Source organism: Flavobacterium columnare NBRC 100251 = ATCC 23463 (assembly GCF_002530675.1).
Lineage (GTDB): Bacteria > Bacteroidota > Bacteroidia > Flavobacteriales > Flavobacteriaceae > Flavobacterium > Flavobacterium columnare.
Window position 1 is genome coordinate 17,558 of sequence record NZ_PCMX01000063.1, and the last position, 20,481, is coordinate 38,038.

Annotated in this window: 21 protein-coding genes; 10 read left to right on the plus strand and 11 right to left on the minus strand. The window is 31.4% G+C overall.

Translation table 11 applies throughout. The features are described from left to right. Positions 1 to 51: 51 nt before the first annotated feature. The 3 genes from ribD to B0A78_RS09270 are packed head-to-tail and all read left to right on the plus strand — an operon-like array spanning position 52 to position 2,322. Positions 52 to 1,059, plus strand: a complete 1,008-nt coding sequence (gene ribD / locus B0A78_RS09260; RefSeq protein ID WP_014165066.1) for a bifunctional diaminohydroxyphosphoribosylaminopyrimidine deaminase/5-amino-6-(5-phosphoribosylamino)uracil reductase RibD — start codon at positions 52 to 54, stop codon at positions 1,057 to 1,059. After that, complete coding sequence (locus B0A78_RS09265) at positions 1,052 to 1,660, plus strand: HAD family hydrolase (protein ID WP_014165065.1); 609 nt, start codon at positions 1,052 to 1,054, stop codon at positions 1,658 to 1,660. Before ribD ends, B0A78_RS09265 begins: the two co-directional genes overlap by 8 nt. 53 nt (positions 1,661 to 1,713) lie before the next feature. Continuing rightward, positions 1,714 to 2,322 carry an IMPACT family protein gene (locus B0A78_RS09270; protein WP_065213932.1) on the plus strand — a complete coding sequence of 203 codons (609 nt, stop codon included), beginning with the start codon at positions 1,714 to 1,716 and terminating at the stop codon, positions 2,320 to 2,322. Here the strand turns inward: B0A78_RS09270 and B0A78_RS09275 are convergent. Beyond that, on the minus strand, positions 2,319 to 2,720 hold the full coding sequence (locus tag B0A78_RS09275; protein WP_014165063.1) for an acyl-CoA thioesterase: 402 nt from the start codon (positions 2,718 to 2,720) through the stop codon (positions 2,319 to 2,321). The two genes, B0A78_RS09270 and B0A78_RS09275, sit on opposite strands and share 4 nt — an antisense overlap. Before the next feature lie 198 nt (positions 2,721 to 2,918). Between B0A78_RS09275 and dnaA the strand changes: the two genes are divergently transcribed. The 3 genes from dnaA to B0A78_RS09290 all read left to right on the plus strand — a co-directional run bounded on the left by dnaA (position 2,919) and on the right by B0A78_RS09290 (position 5,661). Further along, entirely contained in the window at positions 2,919 to 4,346 is a 1,428-nt protein-coding gene (gene dnaA, locus B0A78_RS09280) for a chromosomal replication initiator protein DnaA (RefSeq protein ID WP_169859122.1), read from the plus strand. Then, the gene (locus B0A78_RS09285) at positions 4,346 to 4,807 is read left to right on the plus strand and encodes a low molecular weight protein-tyrosine-phosphatase (RefSeq protein ID WP_014165061.1); all 462 of its coding nucleotides are present in this window, start codon (positions 4,346 to 4,348) and stop codon (positions 4,805 to 4,807) included. Before dnaA ends, B0A78_RS09285 begins: the two co-directional genes overlap by 1 nt. 128 nt (positions 4,808 to 4,935) lie before the next feature. Beyond that, on the plus strand, positions 4,936 to 5,661 hold the full coding sequence (locus B0A78_RS09290) for an SAM-dependent methyltransferase (protein WP_014165060.1): 726 nt from the start codon (positions 4,936 to 4,938) through the stop codon (positions 5,659 to 5,661). Here the strand turns inward: B0A78_RS09290 and B0A78_RS09295 are convergent, their stop codons facing one another. From B0A78_RS09295 to dapF, 4 genes are all read right to left on the minus strand, one after another. Next, positions 5,662 to 6,306 (minus strand): peptidoglycan-binding protein LysM, encoded by a 645-nt coding sequence (locus B0A78_RS09295; RefSeq protein WP_065213155.1) that lies wholly within the window; start codon positions 6,304 to 6,306, stop codon positions 5,662 to 5,664. Positions 6,307 to 6,636: 330 nt separating this feature from the next. Next, complete coding sequence (gene mltG, locus B0A78_RS09300) at positions 6,637 to 7,656, minus strand: endolytic transglycosylase MltG (RefSeq protein WP_014165058.1); 1,020 nt, start codon at positions 7,654 to 7,656, stop codon at positions 6,637 to 6,639. Positions 7,657 to 7,668: 12 nt separating this feature from the next. Continuing rightward, entirely contained in the window at positions 7,669 to 8,202 is a 534-nt protein-coding gene (locus B0A78_RS09305) for a GNAT family N-acetyltransferase (protein WP_014165057.1), read from the minus strand. 78 nt (positions 8,203 to 8,280) lie between these two features. After that, the gene (gene dapF, locus B0A78_RS09310) at positions 8,281 to 9,063 is read right to left on the minus strand and encodes a diaminopimelate epimerase (protein WP_014165056.1); all 783 of its coding nucleotides are present in this window, start codon (positions 9,061 to 9,063) and stop codon (positions 8,281 to 8,283) included. Positions 9,064 to 9,289: 226 nt separating this feature from the next. On the opposite strand from dapF, the gene B0A78_RS09315 reads away from it, so the two are divergent. The 4 genes from B0A78_RS09315 (at position 9,290) to B0A78_RS09330 (ending at position 13,768) form a co-directional block, all read left to right on the plus strand. Then, positions 9,290 to 10,675, plus strand: coding sequence for a S1C family serine protease (locus B0A78_RS09315; protein ID WP_014165055.1), 1,386 nt, complete (start codon positions 9,290 to 9,292; stop codon positions 10,673 to 10,675). A gap of 130 nt (positions 10,676 to 10,805) precedes the next feature. Further along, positions 10,806 to 12,251, plus strand: coding sequence for a glyceraldehyde-3-phosphate dehydrogenase (locus B0A78_RS09320; RefSeq protein WP_097609611.1), 1,446 nt, complete (start codon positions 10,806 to 10,808; stop codon positions 12,249 to 12,251). Between the two features lie 127 nt (positions 12,252 to 12,378). After that, on the plus strand, positions 12,379 to 13,233 hold the full coding sequence (locus tag B0A78_RS09325) for an alpha/beta hydrolase (RefSeq protein ID WP_097609612.1): 855 nt from the start codon (positions 12,379 to 12,381) through the stop codon (positions 13,231 to 13,233). 1 nt (position 13,234) lies between these two features. Continuing rightward, entirely contained in the window at positions 13,235 to 13,768 is a 534-nt protein-coding gene (locus B0A78_RS09330) for a GNAT family N-acetyltransferase (RefSeq protein WP_041253192.1), read from the plus strand. Positions 13,769 to 13,949: 181 nt separating this feature from the next. Here B0A78_RS09330 and B0A78_RS09335 read toward each other — a convergent pair whose 3' ends face one another. From B0A78_RS09335 to B0A78_RS09360, 6 genes are all read right to left on the minus strand, one after another. Continuing rightward, complete coding sequence (locus tag B0A78_RS09335) at positions 13,950 to 15,008, minus strand: acyltransferase family protein (RefSeq protein WP_014165051.1); 1,059 nt, start codon at positions 15,006 to 15,008, stop codon at positions 13,950 to 13,952. Beyond that, positions 15,005 to 16,132, minus strand: coding sequence for a hypothetical protein (locus B0A78_RS09340; protein ID WP_097609613.1), 1,128 nt, complete (start codon positions 16,130 to 16,132; stop codon positions 15,005 to 15,007). The genes B0A78_RS09335 and B0A78_RS09340 overlap by 4 nt, the downstream gene beginning before the upstream one ends. Before the next feature lie 255 nt (positions 16,133 to 16,387). Further along, positions 16,388 to 17,704 carry a C40 family peptidase gene (locus tag B0A78_RS09345; protein WP_169859124.1) on the minus strand — a complete coding sequence of 439 codons (1,317 nt, stop codon included), beginning with the start codon at positions 17,702 to 17,704 and terminating at the stop codon, positions 16,388 to 16,390. Between the two features lie 403 nt (positions 17,705 to 18,107). Beyond that, positions 18,108 to 18,620: an endonuclease V gene (locus B0A78_RS09350; RefSeq protein WP_014165048.1), complete on the minus strand. Its 513-nt coding sequence runs from the start codon at positions 18,618 to 18,620 to the stop codon at positions 18,108 to 18,110. Beyond that, on the minus strand, positions 18,617 to 19,921 hold the full coding sequence (locus B0A78_RS09355; protein WP_097609614.1) for an endonuclease V: 1,305 nt from the start codon (positions 19,919 to 19,921) through the stop codon (positions 18,617 to 18,619). Before B0A78_RS09355 ends, B0A78_RS09350 begins: the two co-directional genes overlap by 4 nt. A gap of 8 nt (positions 19,922 to 19,929) precedes the next feature. Beyond that, positions 19,930 to 20,151 (minus strand): hypothetical protein, encoded by a 222-nt coding sequence (locus tag B0A78_RS09360; RefSeq protein ID WP_097609615.1) that lies wholly within the window; start codon positions 20,149 to 20,151, stop codon positions 19,930 to 19,932. Between the last annotated feature and the right edge of the window lie 330 nt (positions 20,152 to 20,481).

Below are 20,481 nucleotides of genomic sequence, written 5' to 3' on the forward strand. Positions count from 1 at the left end.
AAATCCTATCCACTTCTTATTTTTCAGCGATCATTTTATTATTTTTGTGTGGTGAAGATACATCAAAAATACATATCCCGCTGCATAGAATTAGCTAAAAATGGATTAGGCACTACTTATCCCAACCCCTTAGTAGGAAGTGTAATTGTACACAATGATTTGATTATAGGCGAAGGTTGGCATAAAAAATCAGGTGAAGCACATGCCGAAGTAAACGCTATAAATTCAGTACAAAACAAGGAAGTTTTATCCGAGTCTACAATATACGTCAGCCTTGAACCTTGTAGTCATTTTGGAAAAACTCCCCCATGTGCTGATTTAATTATTCAACATAAAATCCCCAAAGTAGTCATTGGTACTATGGATCCTTTTGCTAAGGTATCTGGAGCTGGTATAAAAAAACTTAAAGATGCAGGCTGTGAGGTAATTGTAGGTGTTTTAGAAAGAGAATGCCAAGAACTCAACAAACGTTTCTTTACTTTTCATCAAAAAAAACGCCCTTATATTATTTTAAAATGGGCAGAAACAGCAGATGGCTTTATAGCACCTCTCCATAAAGATATTCAAAAACCCGTATGGATCAGTAATCCATACAGTAGACAATTAACTCACAAATGGCGAACAGAAGAACAAGCTATTTTAATAGGAACTCAAACAGCTCTTGACGACAACCCACAACTAAACGCTAGAGACTGGCAAGGAACAAATCCAATAAGAATAGTTTTGGATAAAAAAAATAAAATTTCAAAAGAAAATCTTATATTTGATAAGTCAGCCCCAACCTTCATTCTAGACGAAATCATTTTAAACAGTAGTAAAAATTCCGTTTCGTCTATAATTGAATGGTTACATCAACACCAAATTCAATCAATCATAATCGAAGGAGGCAGTCGTACATTACAACATTTCATAAACCATAATTACTGGGATGAAGCACGCGTTTTTAAAAGTAAGAATACACTTTTAAATGGCATTAAAGCTCCTTTTATTTCTAGTAAAAAAATAAAAAACAGTAAATTATTAAATGATGAACTTTTAATTTTTTCAAATTATGATTAACAACATTATTTTCGATTTCGGCAATGTTTTTATGAATTTGGATAAAAATGCCTCTCTAAAAGCACTTAAAAACCTAGGCCTTTCAGAATGGGACGAACATTTTGAAGAAATCAATCAGGAATTTGAGAAAGGAAAAATAACAGAAGCTCATTTTATGATTGAATTAAAAAAAAGAATACCCAATGCCTCAATAGATGATCTACGCATTGCTTGGAATACTGCTATTGCTGATTTTCCTCTTTCTCGACTTGAGTTTTTACAAAAGTTATCCCATAAATACAAACTCTATCTTTTGAGTAATATAGATGAAATACATATTGCTAAATTTGAACATCGTGTAGGAATGACCTTTGCTAGAGAGTTTTATCAATGTTTTGAAAAAGTGTACTTTTCATCTGAAATCGGTTTACGTAAACCTGAAAAGGAAATTTTTGAATTCATTCTAAAAAACCACGAACTAAATCCCAAACGAACTTTATTTATAGATGATGAAAAAGAAAATACGGACATAGCTTCTTCACTAGGTATGCACGTATGGCATTTAGAAATAGAGAACGAAGATATAACAAACCTACTCTCAAAAAAAGAAATCCCTCTTTAACTGATTTCTTTTTTATTTTTAAAAACAATAATTTTGTATTAAAATCATACCTTTTGCATACAGAAGATACTTACATAACACTTAAAGAGGATTCTCCTGAAGTTTTATACAAAGAAAAAAACAGTAAATTTTACGGATATGCTTTCCCCGTAAGCAACGAAGAGGAAATCAAGGCACATTTAGAACATTTAAAGAAGAAACATCATGCTGCTCGACACTGGTGCTATGCTTGGCAACTTGGCACAACTCAAAAACATTACCGCGCAAATGATGATGGCGAACCAAACAATAGCGCAGGAATGCCTATATACGGTCAAATTCAATCATTCGAACTAACCAATGTATTGGTAATTGTAGTCCGTTATTTTGGAGGCATCAAATTAGGTGTTGGCGGTTTGATTTCAGCTTATAGAGAAAGTGCTAAAATGGCTTTAGAAGCCTCTTCTTTAGTAGAAAGAACAATTGATATCCAGTATAAAGTAAATTTTGACTATAAAAACATGAATAAAGTCATGAGGGTAATAAAAGAAAAAGAAATACATATCATTTCTCAAAAAATGGAAGAAAGTTGCGAACTCATCATTTCAACACGACAAAAAAATGCCGATATGGTTTTTGGCATTTTTTCATCATTTTTTGAGGTAACAATAAGTGTATTTTAGGAAAACCTCAAAAGCCCTTCTAAATACTCAGGAGGGGGTATAGGCCTACCCGATTGGGCATCTACAAAAACCAATAAAGAGTTAGCTGTTGTTAATAACTCACCCGATTCATTGTAAATTTCATAATCAAATTCCAGCTTCACGGAGGTCTGACTTTTAAAAATAGTTCGAATGGTTAACAAATCATCATAACGCGCTGGCTTTTTATAATTCATACTTAATGATACCAAAGGCAGCATAACCCCTTTTTCCTCCATCCATTTATACGAAACCCCCAGATTTCTAAGCCATTCCACTCTTCCCATTTCAAAATACTGTGCATAATTACCGTGGTAAACAACCCCCATCTGATCCGTTTCTGCATAACGGACGCGTACTTGAATATCAAAAATTTTCATACTATTTATCTTACTTTTTTATGTTTTAGTTAAACTCAAAATTTAATTCTTACAATAAAATTTCTACAAAATCAAGACTAAAAAAATTTTTTTTAAAGAATTTTATCAACCATCTTTGCTATCCCGATTCACCCTAAATCTTGGTCTAAATTTTATCAAGTAAAACCTTAAAAATTAACACAATTAAGAATGCACACAATGAACAAAACTGCGGAATCAGTATGGGCTAACTGTCTTTTATTCATAAAAGACAATATCCAAGAGCAAGCTTATAAGACTTGGTTTGAGCCTATCAAAGCGGTAGAGCTTACTGATAGCGTGTTGTACATTCAAGTTCCTTCAAAATTCTTTTACGAATGGCTCGAAGAGCATTATGTTAAATTATTAAAGGTTGCACTACAAAAAGAACTCGGAAAAAACGCGAAGTTACTATATAAAATCAAAATGGAAAACCCTTACGGGAATAAACTTCCATTTACACAACAAATTCCAAGTGCAGACAAAGCTCCTGTAAAAACACAAGAGATTGACGTACCTGTGCAACAAAAAAATCCAGAGCTAAAAAACCCATTTATTATCCCTGGAATACGAAACATCAAAATTGATTCACAATTAAACTCGAACTATAATTTTGATAATTTTCTTGAAGGCGATTCTAATCGTCTTGCAAGAAGTGCTGGTATGGCTGTAGCTAATAAACCAGGAGGAACTTCTTTTAACCCATTATTAATTTTTGGAGGTGTTGGATTAGGCAAAACACACCTTTCTCACGCTATAGGTGTAGAAATAAAAGAAAAACATCCTGAAAAAACGGTTTTATATATTTCGGCTGAAATATTCACTCAACAATATATTGACTCTGTCAAGAAAAACACTCGTAATGATTTCATCCATTTTTATCAACTGATTGATGTTTTGATTATTGACGACGTTCAGTTCTTGTCAGGTAAAGCAGGTACACAAGATGTTTTTTTTCACATCTTTAACTACCTTCATCAGAATGGAAAACAGGTTATTTTAACCTCTGACAAAGCTCCTGTAGATATGCAAGATATTGAACAACGTTTACTATCTCGTTTCAAATGGGGATTATCCGCTGAACTTAATCAACCCGATTACGAAACCCGCGTAGCAATTGTAAAAAGCATCTTATTCCGTGATGGTGTTGAAATGCCAGAAGACATCATAGAATACGTAGCTCGAAATATAAAATCAAACGTACGTGAATTAGAAGGGGCAATTATTTCCTTAATAGCTCAATCTTCTTTTAACAAAAAAGAAGTCACTATAGATTTAGCGAAACAGGTCGTTGAGAAATTCGTTAAAAATGTAAAAAGAGAAATATCTATTGATTATATTCAAAAAGTTGTATCTGATTATTTTCAATTAGATGTTGCTACCTTACAATCTACAACACGTAAACGTCATGTTGTACAAGCGCGCCAATTAGCTATGTTTTTTGCTAAGAAGTATACCAAGGCCTCTTTAGCTAATATTGGCTCACAAATTGGAGATCGTGATCATGCTACCGTGTTACACGCTTGCAAAACAGTTGATAACTTACTCACAACAGACAAGCAATTTAAAAAGTTTGTAGATGATATCAACAAAAAACTTTCTTTATAATGTCTAAAAAAATCTTGATGGTATGCTTGGGGAATATTTGCCGTTCCCCATTGGCTGAAGGAATACTTAAATCTAAATTACCAGACACTTACCTGATAGATTCTGCTGGAACTGGTGGATGGCATGCTGGAGAACAACCCGATAAACGCTCTATACAAACAGCTCGAAATAAAGGAATTGACATCAGTCAACAAAGAGCTCGGAAATTTAAAAAATTAGATTTTGATTTTTTTGATTGCATTTTTGTAATGGACAACCAAAATTACAAAGACGTCATCAACCAAGCCTCTACAGAAAATCAAAAAAATAAAGTACAATTAATCTTAGACGAAATTTTCCCTAACGAAAAAGTAGATGTTCCAGACCCTTACTACGGTGGACAAGAAGGTTTTGAACAGGTTTTTAATATGTTAGAGCAAGCTTGTCAGAGTATTGCCGATAGATTAAAAAAAAGCCTTTAAAAGCCCTTAAATACCATTACAAATACAAACAAAAGGATTAAAAAACCTATTGCAATACTTCTACCTATTTCTTTTATTCTATCTTTGTCCATAATAAAACACATTTTCAACAAAAGAATATAAAATCTATGAAACCAGCAACTTTTCTTGGAAAATTATATCTAATACCAACAACTTTAGGCGAAATAAATCCCGAAGATGTTTTACCTTATACCGTTAAGAGGAGTATTGATTTTATAAACCATTATATTGTTGAAAATGAAAAAACAGCTCGTCGTTTTATTAAAGCAATACATCCAGAAAAAAAACAACCTGAACTCATCATTAACATTCTAAATAAGCATACACAAGAATCCGATCATATTGCTTTTATTCAACCTTTACTAAACGGTCAGAATATTGGACTAATGAGCGAAGCAGGATGCCCTGGCGTAGCGGATCCTGGTGCGGCTATTGTAAAACTTGCACATGAGCGAGGCATACAAGTTATCCCTCTAGTTGGACCAAGTTCCATCTTATTAGCCTTAATGGCATCGGGAATGAATGGGCAAAGTTTTGCTTTTAACGGTTATCTACCGATAGACAAAGGCGAAAAAAAACAAGCTTTAAAAGCATTTGAAAAATTATCCTTTGACAAAAAACAATCCCAATTATTTATAGAAACACCTTATAGAAATAACAAGCTATTAGAAGATTTGATTCAAATCTTACAACCCAATACTAGCTTATGTATTGCATCTGACATTACTTTACCTACTGAATATATAAAAACCTTAACCATAAAAGAATGGAAAAAACAAAAGGTCGATTTACATAACCGACCTTCTATCTTTATTATTCACAAATACTATTAGTTAAAAAGTATAATGCTGGGCTTTAGCTTTTTTATTAGGTTCTACACAACTTGTGTTGTAGCCAGCAAATTTTTTTAGATATTCTGCGATAGAAGTACCATAACCGTCTCTACATTTACGGTTTCCATTGGTCTTTAAAAATCTTTTTACAGAACCTACTCCTCCTAAATGAGCTGCTGCTAGAATCCCTGACTCAGTAATGGTAATTCCGCAAATTTCCATTCCTGAATAATTAGCAATCTCTCGACGAAGTTCCCATTTGTTTCTTGCTAAATTCGCTAGAAACGCCTTTTCTTGTAATTGTTTACTACTCAAAAAATGCGCTTGATCCTCTATTCCTAAAGCAGCAAGTGTTTCTGTTCCAAATTGATACTTTCCTAGATAACCTAATGAATTTACTATATTGTAAATTCCTTGAGACTCTCTTACTCCTATACTTTGGGTAAAGCCAACAAAGGTCTTACCTGTAAAAGGCACATCAAAAAATTGTTGTCCTACTTCTACTTCCATGGGTACCGTACACACATCTCTTTTTTCTAAAGTATGCAACCAGGGATACATTTCCATTTTGAAAGGTCTAAAACCTGAACTTAAAAGAACGATTGAAGCAAATAATCCAAAATAGAATATTTGTTTTTTTGTCATAAAAATAAATTTCTTTTTAACTAAGTGTAGTAAAAAAACGCACTACTTACACTATCATCGCCAAAAAATTAACCCGACAAATTTACAATTAAAAACAAAACACACAACAAAATAAAATGTTAACTTTTTGAATATTAACATCAAAACCTATAAACACTAGTCTATCTTTTTTCTAGCAAGTCTTTTAAAACTTATTTTTAGATAAAATCTCCCAATCACACTCGTTGCTTTTTATAAGAATATTTTCAAATGGCACTTATTATTCTTTTTTCTATAAAAAAAGCAACCTTACTTAAGATTGCTTTTTAAAATTATATTATTCTAAAAACGTTATAATCCTAACTTATTTACCCATTCTGCATATTTTTTTGCATTTGCTTGATGTTCTTCATAGGTAACCGCAAAATCATGATATCCTTTACGATCTACACTGGCACAAAAATAGATATAATCGTGTTTTTCGGGAGATAAAACCGCATCAACTGCTGAAATGTCTGGCATAGCAATAGGCCCTGGAGGCAATCCAACGTTTTTATAGGTGTTGTACGGTGAATTTACAAATAACATATCGCCTTTTACTCTCTTGATTACTTGATCAAAATCTTTTGTATTTTTTTTGATAGCAAAAATAATGGTTGGATCTGCTTGTAAAGGCATTTCTAGTTTTAATCGGTTTAGATAAACGCCTGCTACTCTTGGTCGTTCATCTTCTTTTACTGATTCTTTATGTACTATAGATGCTAACGTAATAACTTGTTCTGGAGTAAGCCCAAGGGATTTTGCTTTTTTCATGCGATCTGAATTCCAGAACTTATGATACTCTTCTAACATTTTATCTCTAAATTTTTCAGCTCCAATGTTCCATTTTATTTCATAGGTATTGGGGATAAAAATCCCTAAAACATTATCTGATGTTAATCCATTTTTTTTTAGAAAAACAGGATCTTGTATAACACGCATAAGACTCACGCTATCAGCTTCTATTTGTCCAGCTACACGAGAAACTAATTTTTCAAGAACTTCTTGATTGTTAAAAGAGAGTTCTAAAGGTGTATTATGACGTAAGGCCGTAACAATCTGAAAACTTCCCATTCCTTTTTTTAACAAGAAACGTCCTGGGAAAACATTTTGATCGTAAGAGCGTTTTTCTGCGATTAATTTAAAATTTTCTATATCATCTACCTCGGGTGTCATAATTTTAATTACTTCTTCGTAGGTAGCTCCAGTTGGAATAAAAATATACTTTTCGCTTTCTGCAAATTGTGTATTACTTGTAAAGGCTTTGATGTAAACAAAAACGACCAACACTAGCCCCACTAGTCCTAACCCTAAAAATACTTTTTTGTTCAAAATAATTCGATTTTAATAATTTGGATTGATTAATTGAAAAAGGAGTTCGTCGTGATAGCTTCCATTTTGAAAAATCCAATCTTTTTTAACTCCTATTTTTTGGAAACCAAAATTAGTAAAAAGCTTTAAACTAGCTTCATTAGAACAACCAATATTTGCATATATTTGATGTAATTGAAGATGTGAGAATGCGTATTTGATTAATACCTGTAATGCTTCACTTCCTAATCCTTTGTTTCTATGCTTTTTATTTTGTATCACTATTCCTATTCCTGCTCTATGATTTTTAGGATCATAATCAAATAAATCAATCAATCCTACTGGTTTATACACTCCTAACTCGCATATTGCTAAACGTAATTGTTTCGCTTGGTAAATGTCTTGATCTGCGTTTTCGAGGTATTGCTTAATCAAAAAACGAGAATAAGGGGTTTGTGTGTTACTAACTTCCCATATTGATTCTTCGTTTTCGATTTTATAAATAAATGACAAGTCTTCTGGCTCAAGTGCTCTTAGAAATATTTTTTCTCCTTTTAATGTAATCATAAGTTGTTTTTTAATTTCAATGGCAATGTGATATACCAATGGTCATACTATTTCAAAGATTAACTCTTTAGCATTCAATTAAACATCAATTTCTCCTTGAAAAACAAATTGAGCAGGCCCTGTTAATTGTATGTTTTTGTATCCATTTTCACTTTTTTGAAATGCAATTTGCAATTGTCCTCCCTCTACTTGGATTGCTATTGTGTTTGAAGTTGCTTTTCCCAAATGATACATTGCTAATGCTACTGCTGTAGCACCTGTACCACAAGAAAGGGTTTCATCTTCTACTCCTCGTTCATACGTTCGAATTGCAAAATTGTTTTCTCCTTTTTGAATTACAAAATTAATATTGCTTCCTTCTTGTCCATACAAATGGCTATAACGGATTTTTGCTCCTTCTTTTTTAACATCTAGCTGTTTTAATTCTTCTACTTCTTGTACGTGATGGGGGGATCCTGTATTTAAAAAAACATATTCCGATTGTACTTGTACTGATGCTACATCTATCATTTGAAGTGAAACAAGATTTTCTTTTGTAATCCTTGCGTGATGTATCCCATCTACCGCAACAAAAGTGGTTGAATCCTGAATTACGCCCATTTTTTTAGCAAATGCCACAAGACATCTTCCTCCATTTCCACACATAGAACTCTCATTCCCGTCTGCATTGTAATACACCATCTTAAAATCTGTCGATTTGTCATTTTCTAATAACATCAACCCGTCAGCACCTATTCCAAAACGTCTATCACAAAGGAATTTGATAAGTTTGGTATCATTTTTGGGAAAATTTAAATCACGATTATCTAGGATGATAAAATCGTTTCCCGTTCCTTGGTATTTGTAAAATATGTGTTTCATTTGTTAAGAGTTATTTATTAGGAGGTATTTATAGATCAACTATTTTTATAAATTTTCTTTATTAATACCGATTTATGTAACCTATATCTGATTTCTTCATAAACCTGCCAAAGATACAAAATATTAATAGGAAGTTAAAGATTGTTAAACGAGCGTTAAAGCTAAAAAATTCAAATAAGAAAATTATATTTTTACGTTTAAATCAAAACAAGAAAAAGAAGATGCCATGAGAAAACTAAGTAGTTTATTTTTAATTTCAATACTAAGCGGTGCAACCACTTTAGGAGGTTACAAATTGTTTTTTGAAAACACTTCTGCAGCCTCTTCCTTATCTATTGCTCCAAATTATGCACGAGCTGTAAGTATGGGTGCTGAAAATATAGATTTTACATCGGCCGCAGAAAAAGCTGTTCATACCGTTGTACACGTAAAAAACAAAACGGTTTATAATTTGCCTTCTGATCCTTTTATGGAATTTTTTTACGGGCATAGAGGTGGACAACAACAAACACAAGTGGGAACGGGTTCTGGAGTAATTATTAGCAAAGACGGCTATATTGTAACAAACAATCACGTAATTCAAAATGCAACCGAACTAGAGGTTACTTTAAATAACAACAAGACGTACAAAGCAAAATTAGTTGGTACTGATAGTAAAATGGATATTGCTTTATTAAAAATTGAAGCTGAAGGCGATTTACCTGCTGCTACTTTTGGTAATTCCGAGCAAATAAAAGTTGGCGAATGGGTTTTAGCTGTTGGAAACCCTTATAACCTAACATCTACCGTTACAGCAGGTATTGTATCTGCTAAAGCACGTGATTTGAGTAACCAAGGAATTCAATCGTTTATTCAAACAGATGCTGCTGTAAATCCAGGTAATAGTGGCGGCGCATTAGTCAATACAAGAGGTGAACTCATAGGCATCAACACCATGATTTCATCTCCTACTGGAAGTTATACGGGATATTCTTTTGCTGTACCATCTAATCTAGCTCGGAAAATTGTAGAAGACCTAATGGAGTACGGGAATGTACAAAGAGCTGTTTTAGGTATCGAAGGTAGAGAATTGAATACCACAGCAGCTAAAGAAGTAGGATCTAAGGAAACAACGGGTGTATACGTTGCTAAAGTTTCAAAAGGCACTGGCGCTGAAAAAGCGGGTATAAAATCAGGCGATGTAATCAAAAAATTAGACGATAAAACAATCAATACATTTGCTGATTTAACTGCTTATATTAATACCAAAAGACCTAATGAAGAAGTAAAAGTAGGTTTTGTAAGAAATGGTAACCTACAAACTACTGTTGTAAAATTAGTAAAAAAAGAGTTGGTAAATTATGACCTAAAAGGATTAGAATTAGAAGATTTAGATGCTAATGATAAAAAACGTTTCCGCTTAAGTTATGGTGTAAAAATAAAGGAAGTTACAAATGAAGAACTAGCCGATTATGCGGAACAACTAAAAGGTGGAATCATCTTAAAAGTAGACAACATAAAGGCTACCGATATAGAAACGGTTACACGAGTAATAGCAAAAAAGGGAGAAACTCAAAAAACTCAGATTGAAATGTTAACAAATACAGGAGAACTATTGCGTTTCCTTTTGTAAATAGTCTTCTCTATTAACCATTGAAAACCAACGCTTGACCGTTGGTTTTTTTATTAAAAAAAATCAAAAAAAAGTTTAGCAAAAGATTTTAAATAAATACTTTTGCGGGGTCTAATTTTTATAAAAAGAAATGAGCAATACAACTTATGAAAAAGAGTTAGCTTTTCAAGCTGACAGAAGAAAAGCAGCGGTTGAGTTTATCAAAATCGTAAGTGATTTATGGTATGACAAATCAATCGAAATGGTTTTATTCAGAAACCAATTACTAGATCGCAATGTAAGCGAAATCATGAATTTACATGATTACGCTGGAGAGTTCGTTCAAAAACCAATTAATATTTTTGATTCTGTAGAAATTTTAAGAGCTATTCAAGCATTAGATCTACCTCCTTCTCGTTTAGATATTGGCAAATTAACTTATGAATTTCACTTAGAAGACAATAGGTATAACGATGCTACGAGTTTTGTAGTAGACAAATTGAAAGACGCTAAAGCTTCTGACGAAATTAAACCTAAAGACGTAGTTCTTTATGGGTTTGGTCGTATTGGTCGTTTGTTAGCCCGTGAACTTTCTTCAAAAGTAGGAAAAGGTCAACAATTACGTTTACGAGCTATTGTAACCCGTGATAAAAATGATGCTGTTTTGTTAGAAAAACGTGCTTCTTTATTACGTTATGATTCAGTTCATGGTGATTTCCAAGGTTCCGTAGAAGCTGATGCTGATAATAACACGCTAATCATTAATGGTGCTCCAGTACATATTATTACAGCTAATTCTCCAGAAGAAATAGATTATACAAAATATGGTATTCAGGATGCCTTGGTAATTGATAATACAGGTGCATTTACAACAGAAGAAGCATTAAGTCGTCATTTGACTTCGGTAGGAGTTGAAAAAGTTTTATTAACAGCCCCTGGAAAAGGAGTTCCAAACATTGTTCATGGAGTAAACCACGAAGCGTATAATCCGGATGAAGTTAAAATTTGGTCAGCGGCTTCTTGTACTACGAACGCTATTACTCCTGTATTAGCTGCTATTGAAGAAACTTTAGGGGTAGAAAAAGGTCACATTGAAACAATTCATGCTTACACCAATGACCAAAACTTGGTAGACAATATGCACAAAAAATACCGTCGTGGTCGTTCTGCTGCATTAAATATGGTTATCACTGAAACAGGAGCAGGAAGCGCTGTTGCTAAAGCATTACCAAGTTTAGCAGGCAAATTAACTTCGAACGCAATTCGCGTACCAGTTCCAAACGGTTCATTGGTGGTATTAAACCTTGAAGTAGGAAAAGCTACAAACCGTGAAGAACTAAACGGTATTATGAAAAAATATGCTTTAGAAGGTAAATTAGTAGAACAAATCAAATATGAATTAAATAATGAACTTGTTTCATCTGATATCGTAGGAACATCGGCTCCTTCTATCTTTGATAGCAACGCTACTATTGTTTCTGCCGATGGTAAAAATGTAGTAATGTATGTATGGTATGATAACGAATATGGTTATAGCCATCAAGTAATTCGTTTAGCTAAATATATTGCTAAAGTAAGACGTTATACTTATTATTAATAGACAAACAAACAGAAAGTATATAAAGCCGTTTCTAAAAGAGACGGCTTTTTTAATGCCATTTGGCTGATTATTATTATTTTAAAATTTTTAATTTTGAAAGCAGAATCAATCAAAAAAATAGAAAATGAAAAAATTATTATTTCTGAGCTTTTTTTTCTATTCTTTAATAGCACAAGCTCAAAAGAATACCTCAACTCTAACCTCTAAATCATTTCATTTAGGAATAGTCGATGAAATTGCATCTGGTGTTTTAAATGAAAAAAGAATCCTTAACATTTATCTTCCACAAGGCTATAACAAACAAGAACGCTATCCTGTGATTTATGTTTTAGATGGAAGTGCTGATGAAGATTTTATTCACATAGCAGGTTTAGTACAATACTTTACATTTCCTTGGATTGAACGTATTCCTAAATCTATTGTGGTAGGAATTGCTAATACAGATCGCAAAAGAGATTTTACATCAACTCCTAATCAACAAATCGTGAAAGATCGTTATCCTACTTCAGGTGGGTCTGAAAAATTCATAGCATTTATAGAAAATGAATTACAGCCTTATATCTCCAAAAATTATACTACAACTAATGATAAAACTATTATTGGTCAATCTTTAGGCGGTCTTTTAGCTACTGAAATTTTATTTAAAAAACCCCATTTATTTGATCAATATATTATTATTAGTCCTAGTTTGTGGTGGAATGATGGAGAGCTTTTAAAATTAAATCCTGATGTATTAAACGAAAATTTCCAACAAAATAAATCCATTTATATTGGCGTTGGAAAAGAAGGACTAGGTCCTATTTTTGATAACCATGTAATGGAAGTAGATGCTAATTTACTTTTTGATAAAATAAAATATGGTAAATCTAAAACTGTAAAAGTTGTTTTTGACTATTTACCAGAGGAAGATCATGCAACAGTAACACATCCTGCTGTATTTAATGCTTTTAAGCTACTATATCCTAAAAAAAACCATTAAGATGAATTTACAACCGCAATTAGAAAATGAAAATATTTTATTAGCTCCTCTAGGAGAAGAAGACCTTGGCGCATTGTATCATGTAGCATCAGATCCTTTAATTTGGGAACAACACCCTAAAAAAGATCGTTATCAAATAGAGGTATTTGAAATATTTTTCAAGGAAGCTATTGATTCAAAAGGGGCTTTTAAAATTATTGATAAAAAAGAAAATAGAATAATAGGTAGCTCACGATATTATGATCTTAATCTAGAGGATAAAAGTGTATTAATAGGCTATACTTTTTTGAGTAGAGATTATTGGGGATCTCTATACAATTCTCAAATAAAGAAATTAATGCTAGATTATGCTTTTGAGTATTTAGAGAAAGTGTATTTTACGGTTGGTGCATCCAATATCCGTTCTCAAAAAGCAATTGAAAAAATTGGTGGCATAAAGAACAAGGAATTTTCTGTATTTTATGACAATCAACCGGAAGTTTTGAAATTTCAATATGTCATTCAAAAATCTATTTGGCTCAAAGATACTCAATAATTAAAAATTCAAAGTACTGAATTACTCTAATAAAATTATGGCATTTATACAACATTTTCAAAACGAAGTATAAATGCCATTTTTTGTAGGTTTTAAGAAATTTGTTTTTTCTAAGAAATAAAGTTTTTTCTCTCTACATAAAAGTAAAATTGGATAGATTTTACAACGACTTTATGAATATCTAAAAATTTATTTTCTTTTTTTCCATTATCATAGTTATCCCATAAGTAACAAGAAAAACGAAGATCATTAGTAAAATAGATTCATATACATTGCATTCTTTTTGTCCTAAGAAAGGTATTAGCCCTACTATTACAATCCATTGAATAGCATAAAAATTAGTAAGGTTTTTACTCAAAAAAGCTATAGGTTTATAACTCTTTTCGGAGACATATTTAATTAGAATATCACAAATTTTCATCCATATAAGTACAAATCCTATATAGAGCATGATTCCTCCGATTCTAGTATGCCAATAGTCCCCTAAATGATAATCAGGACTTCTATAAGTAATTATACTTCCTATTAAAAAAAGGAAAGTTCCTAAGTAAAAACTTTTCATCAAGACTTCTTTATCTTCTTTATGCAAGAAATAGTGTCCCATTACATATCCTGTTAGAGGATATACTAACCATGGAAATAGAGGGAATGATACAGCATCACCCTTGTCACCCCAAAATAAGTCTAATATTCTATCTATAAAAGGATAACCTGTTTGAATACCCCATACATAAGTTGAACAACTCCCTATAAGCAGTATCAGAATTGCTATATATTTTACAGGTACTTTATACCTGCTTAATAAAGTCATGATCAAATAGGATAATCCCGCAAATTGTAGTATATCAATAACTAAGAAGTTATTTAATATGTTCTGGATCATATCGCCTTCTTTTGAAATTTCTTCAACAGCTTCTGTCTTTACAAATAAAGAAACAATACCAAAAAAAATGGCAGGAATTAATAATCTAAAAAAATTAAGTTTATACCCTTTCAAAAAAATAGATCCACTTCTTTTTAATCTTGACATAAAATCAAAGTTCCTAGAATAGGAAAAAGAAAGTCCCATACTAAACATAAAAACGGGAGCTGCTGGAGATTCGCCTAATAGGGTAATTATTTTTCCGAAATAGGTATCTTTTTCTATTGTCGATAAAGTATGTGTATTGAGGATATGTACACAAACCATAAACACTGCTGCTAGTGCTTTGGCTAAATCAATAAATTTTAATCTTTTCATTTGATGTCTTTTAATTTGATTAATTTAATTTCATAATCTAAACTATCCATTTTATAGTCTTTTTTGTTCTTTAAATATCTAAAGCTTAGCACGCCTGTGTTATATTGTCCTGTTTGAATAGCATTAACTAGGTTTAGTTTTTCTTTAGTAACATAAAACTTATAGTTGTTATTTTCGTCTAACATTAGATCTTCTTTCACTAATTGCACTTTATAAGTACTATAATCTGGTGTGGTATAAAAAGGAGAATAAAAAGTCCAAGAGAAATAATCTGAAATAGGCTGATTTTTAACTGTAACTTCTAGCGCTTCGTCGTCATTTAGTTTTACATAAATACCTTCATAAAATATATCTTTTGAGGGAAATAATGCGTTAGAATTTTTAGGATTCAACTTAACTTCTTGTTTTGAGGTATTAGGTGCCACACTTAGTGAATTGGTCAGATCTATTGAATTTTCAACCAATCCTTCAAAGAAGTTAACAAAAGAAGCATTGGTATCAATCTTTTCTTCTTCATTCCCTATTTCTTTGGATGAATTTGGCGCAAGTTTATCTATAACAGGTGTTGTTTTGGTATCTTTTAATCTCTTATTATAATCCGAATAGTATTCTCTTAATATAATGATATAATCATCATCGCTTATTTTTAACCAATTTTTTTTATCTCCTTGATTAGCCGCTGACAGGTTTATTTCATAATCTCCATTTGGGCTAATTTCCATTGCTTCAGAAGCAATGCTTTCTGAAAGTAAATTATAGCCTTCATCTTGTTTATATACTTGTACTCCTATATAGAAGGCGTTTCCTAAATTTCCTTTTATGACATAATTGTTTTTACTTGAAATAAATGCAGAATAATAATTAGTAGAAGGGTTATCTCCTGCAACTTTACGATTTAGTCCAATCCAGTTTGTGAATTTAGGAATATTGGTGTCATTATTTTCTAAATAGATTTCTTTACTTAATGATAGTGCGTCTGTTAGAAAAACGAATGACTCTTTTTTAACAGATTTGACTTTATGTTTTTTTACAAATTTTTCTACTTTACTTAAGGTGTTGTCTATTTTTAAATTTTGTGCATTTAAATAATTTAAACCTATAAAAAACAGTACAATTAATCTCATATAATTCATTTTATATATTTAAAAAGTGTTAGTTTAGTTATTTTCAAACGTTATTAAATCTTTTTTTTACAAACGGCTTAAAGAGATACGTTTATGTCTAAATTTGATTTGATTGGTAATTCATAAAAAGGTGCGTTTAGTCGTAACCCTGATACAATAAAAAAGGTACACTAAGCTAATGAGCCTAGTATAAAAAATCTTTTATGAATTTAAAATTATTTATAACAGAATTGGTTCAATAGTTGAATGGTTCAACTATTCATCTAGTAAAACGCGATTGATTTGAACAAATCTTTTAGCATAATAGGGCTCTTTAGTAGATGATATAATTACTCCTTGGCTAGTTGATGAATGAATAAATTTTATTTCATCCTCTATAACTTCAGTAATCATTCCTACATGCCCTACTCCTCTACCTCTTGTAGCAAAGAAAATTAAATCTCCTTTTTGGGCTTGACTTCTATCAATACGAACACCTGCTCGTTGTGCCATTTCTCTTGACGAACGGGGCAAAGTCATTTCTATATTTTTAAATGTAGCAAACATTAAACCAGAACAATCAAAACCTCCATTACCTGTAGATCCGCTACGGTATCGAGCGCCTATATTTTCAGAGGCTTTAGCAATTAATAGTTCTGCTCTAGACTTATTTTCTTCCGACAAAGGAGCTACTACTGTAATGGGCATTTCTGGTTGTACAGCTTCTGATTCAAGAATTAGTTCGTCTGTATTTTCCTCTTCTATTTGAGGTTTTATTTCTACAATTTTAATTTGTCCGTTTCTAGACAAAGTAGGCATTGTGTTTTCTGAGGATTTAGCTAATTCAACTTCTTTTCGAGTTCCCGTTTCTTTAGATGTTATTCCCTCTTTTGTTGGATTTTGATATTTTGTATCTACTGTTATTGAAACATTTTCAGGTACTGATTTTGTTTTTATAATTAATTTATCACCTATCGCTAAATTATTTTTTACCTGAGGATTTAAGGATTCTAATTCGGTAATAGAAATACCATATTTTCTTGAGATCCCGTACTTTGTTTCTTTTGCTTGAACTTCATGTATTAATTCTACTGTATTATTTAAATTAGGTAGAACTATTGGTTCTTGTACGTTTTTTGTTTCTTCTTTTTTGGCTTTTTTAGGTTTTTTAGGTTTTTCGGTCGTTAAATTGACTAAATCAGCATTTGCTGTTGGTATACTGATTTGTTCTCCTATTTTTAATCCTTGAGATTCAATGTTTGGATTTGCTTGTTTTATTTTTTCTATGGTTGTGTTGTACTTTTTGGAGAGACTATATAAAGTTTCTTTAGCCAACACCTCATGCCCTACCATAACAACCTGAATTTCTTTACTTTGCATTTTAGAAGTAGGTATTTCTAAAACCATATTCAGTTGTAATGTTTTTTTTGCTTTTGGATTCAGTTCTATGATTTCACTTTGCTTTACATTGTATTTTTGTGCAATACTATAAACTGATTCACCGCTCATTACTTTGTGCTTGATCTTTTCTTGTCCAAAAACACTGACTGAGAGCCATAAAAAACTATATATAACTTTTTTTTGAAAATTCATTATTTAAATTTAGGTGTATTGATGGTTTCCCTTTTTTATTCGTTTGGCAAGTTACATAATAAAAGTTGGTCTTTTTCTAAGATTTAACACTTTTTTAAAATTTAAAGACACTCCGTTTGTCTTTTAAGCATAATATCTGTACTCCAAGTTTTATCCTAAATTTTTAATTTCTTGAGTATATTTAGAAACATTGGCTCCTGATTTTACTTTTACACATACCTATCCAATTTTTTCTATTGCAAATTTTTCATTTTTTAACTCCATTTGACAATAAGATCTACTTTTTGCATTTATAATACCAATCTTAACTTCTTTTTTATACTTTTTAACAACAATAAGTTAAGGTGTTTTGCTTTATCCTTTTTTCAAAAACCACTTGTCATAAATAAGCATCAGAATGAGATTATTTTTTGTAATCTTGAATTTTAGTGATGGTATCTAATTCTTTTAATATAGATGGGATGCGAAAATCTCCGTACATATTTTGCAAATGAATAACTGCTGTTGCTATTTCAATTCCAATGGCAGAAACATATAACGGCTTTTTACTTTCTCCTCTATATATAGGTTCTACCGTTGATTTGTTACTATGAAACGCATTTTTAGCAACTCCTATAATTGGAATTTTCTTGTCTAATAATTCCCATACATAACCTCCTAAACCATATTTTAAAGAATCATCTACGTAAATATGGCCGTCTATTATGATGATTTCTATTTTTTCTAAAGGTATTTTTTTTAATAATGCTTCAATACAAGGTAATTCTCGTTTATAAAATTCCCCTGGTACATACTCTTCTATTCCTTCTTTTGTATCTATAATGATTTCTGTGGGTTCTGTATCTTCCCAATTAAAAAGCACGCCAACACTTTTGGCTGTGTTGTTTACGTAATATACATCTATGGCTAGTATCATTTTATAATTCCGTATTGGTTAAGTTCATCGTTCATAAAATCTATTCTGAATTGCTCAGGCAACTGTTGGCGAGCAATCTCAATTGCCTTTTCAAGTACAAAAGGAAGTCTTGTGGATTGCGTTGTTTCTAACACCCAATTTACACTTGTCTCTAAAGAAATCTTATGTCCTATAGAAACATATATTGGGTTTGTATTTTCTTTTGTTCGGAGGGCTTTTCCAACTACTTTTTGGTCAAATATAAGTTCTATATGATCTGCTCTTTTATCCCCTAAATCTTCCTTCTTATAATACCCTACAAGACGTTTTTTGGCGCAACCAATAGTAGGTATATCCAGTTGAATACCCAAAAAAGTTGCCAAGCCCATATTTTTAGGATGCTCTATACCGTGTCCATCACAAAAAATAAGTTGGGGTTGTATAGTTAATTTTTCAAAAGCTTTTATTGCCCACTCTGTTTCATTAAATCCAAAAACATCTGGAATATGCATAGTAATCTTGTCCTCAGTATAAATTGCTTGATCTACAATTTCTTGACTATTTACATCCATAACAGTAACGACTGCTACTATTTTTTGGGTAATATCATGATAGGCTACTGTTACTCCTCCAATAAATTGTATATCAGTTGGCAGTTGATCCTCGTTTATTGTTTTACCAATTTGTTCTTCTTGCCATACAAACTTTTCCATGAAAGTATCAGGAATTACTTTTCCTAGATAATTCTGCATATCTTGACTAACTAAATATGCGTTCATAACTTTAGTATATTTAACTTTATCGATTGACATATCAATAAAAGTATTCAAACTATATAGATCATATTGAACTTCAAAATATTCATCTAGGATATTTTGATTCTCATTTAATATTTTTTCATAATTCAGGTCTTCTCTTGAAAAAAGTTCGTCAAATCTAGCATTAATTTTTTTTTCATTGTTTCTCCAAAAAAAATTCTCAATTAAAATTGAATCATCATAAGACACTTCATATAGATTATATATAAAATCAATATCGCTATTAGTAAGTGAATTAAGAATTTTAAATGAATATATAAATCTTATTTTCCCATATATATATATATACACATCTCTAGATATGTACCCTTCCTCATTTGGACTATTACAAAAAAAAAGTCCGTGACGGACATCACAATAAAATTTACCCCTTCCATAAAAACTTCTCCCTTGTACAAAAGTCTCCTTTATGCCTGTAAATAAACTATTATTATTTTTAAAAAATTCATTATCACCCTCAATAATAAACTTTTCGAAATTATTTTGTGGATATATTTTTTCCATCACCTATTTTACTCATTTTTAATAAAATTAACTCCTTGAGTTATATAAAAGCAATGTGGGCAAGTACACATGTGCTGATGATCATCAGAATTCTCAAAATTCTTAGCTTTGATTTTAACTATTATCATAATATTTAAAGCTTGAATATCCTGAACGCTATTAATAGTTTTTCCTTCTATAAGTTCATTTAATATTTGAACTTCTGTATGAACACCAGGTCTTTGAGCCATATTAATTTTATTCTTTGTAATTTGCCCGATCGCTCAGATCTACTCAACATATTTCTCAACGCAACAGTTAGCGCAGAATTGCATTCTGTGCCCACTCCTATTGGCTTTCAAAACAAATATAAAAGTATCACTTCTAGATCATTTTCTAAACCTACATAATTTCTTGCAGAACTAAAATAATAATCCTCAGGTAAATCAACCTACAGTTGTAATGGTAATGAAATAGCAATCTTCTGTTGTTGTGGCTTTGTATTTTGTCGACATGGCTTATCTAAATATTTATTACAAAACTAAAAAAACACAATTTATAATTGTGTTTTTTTAGTTTAT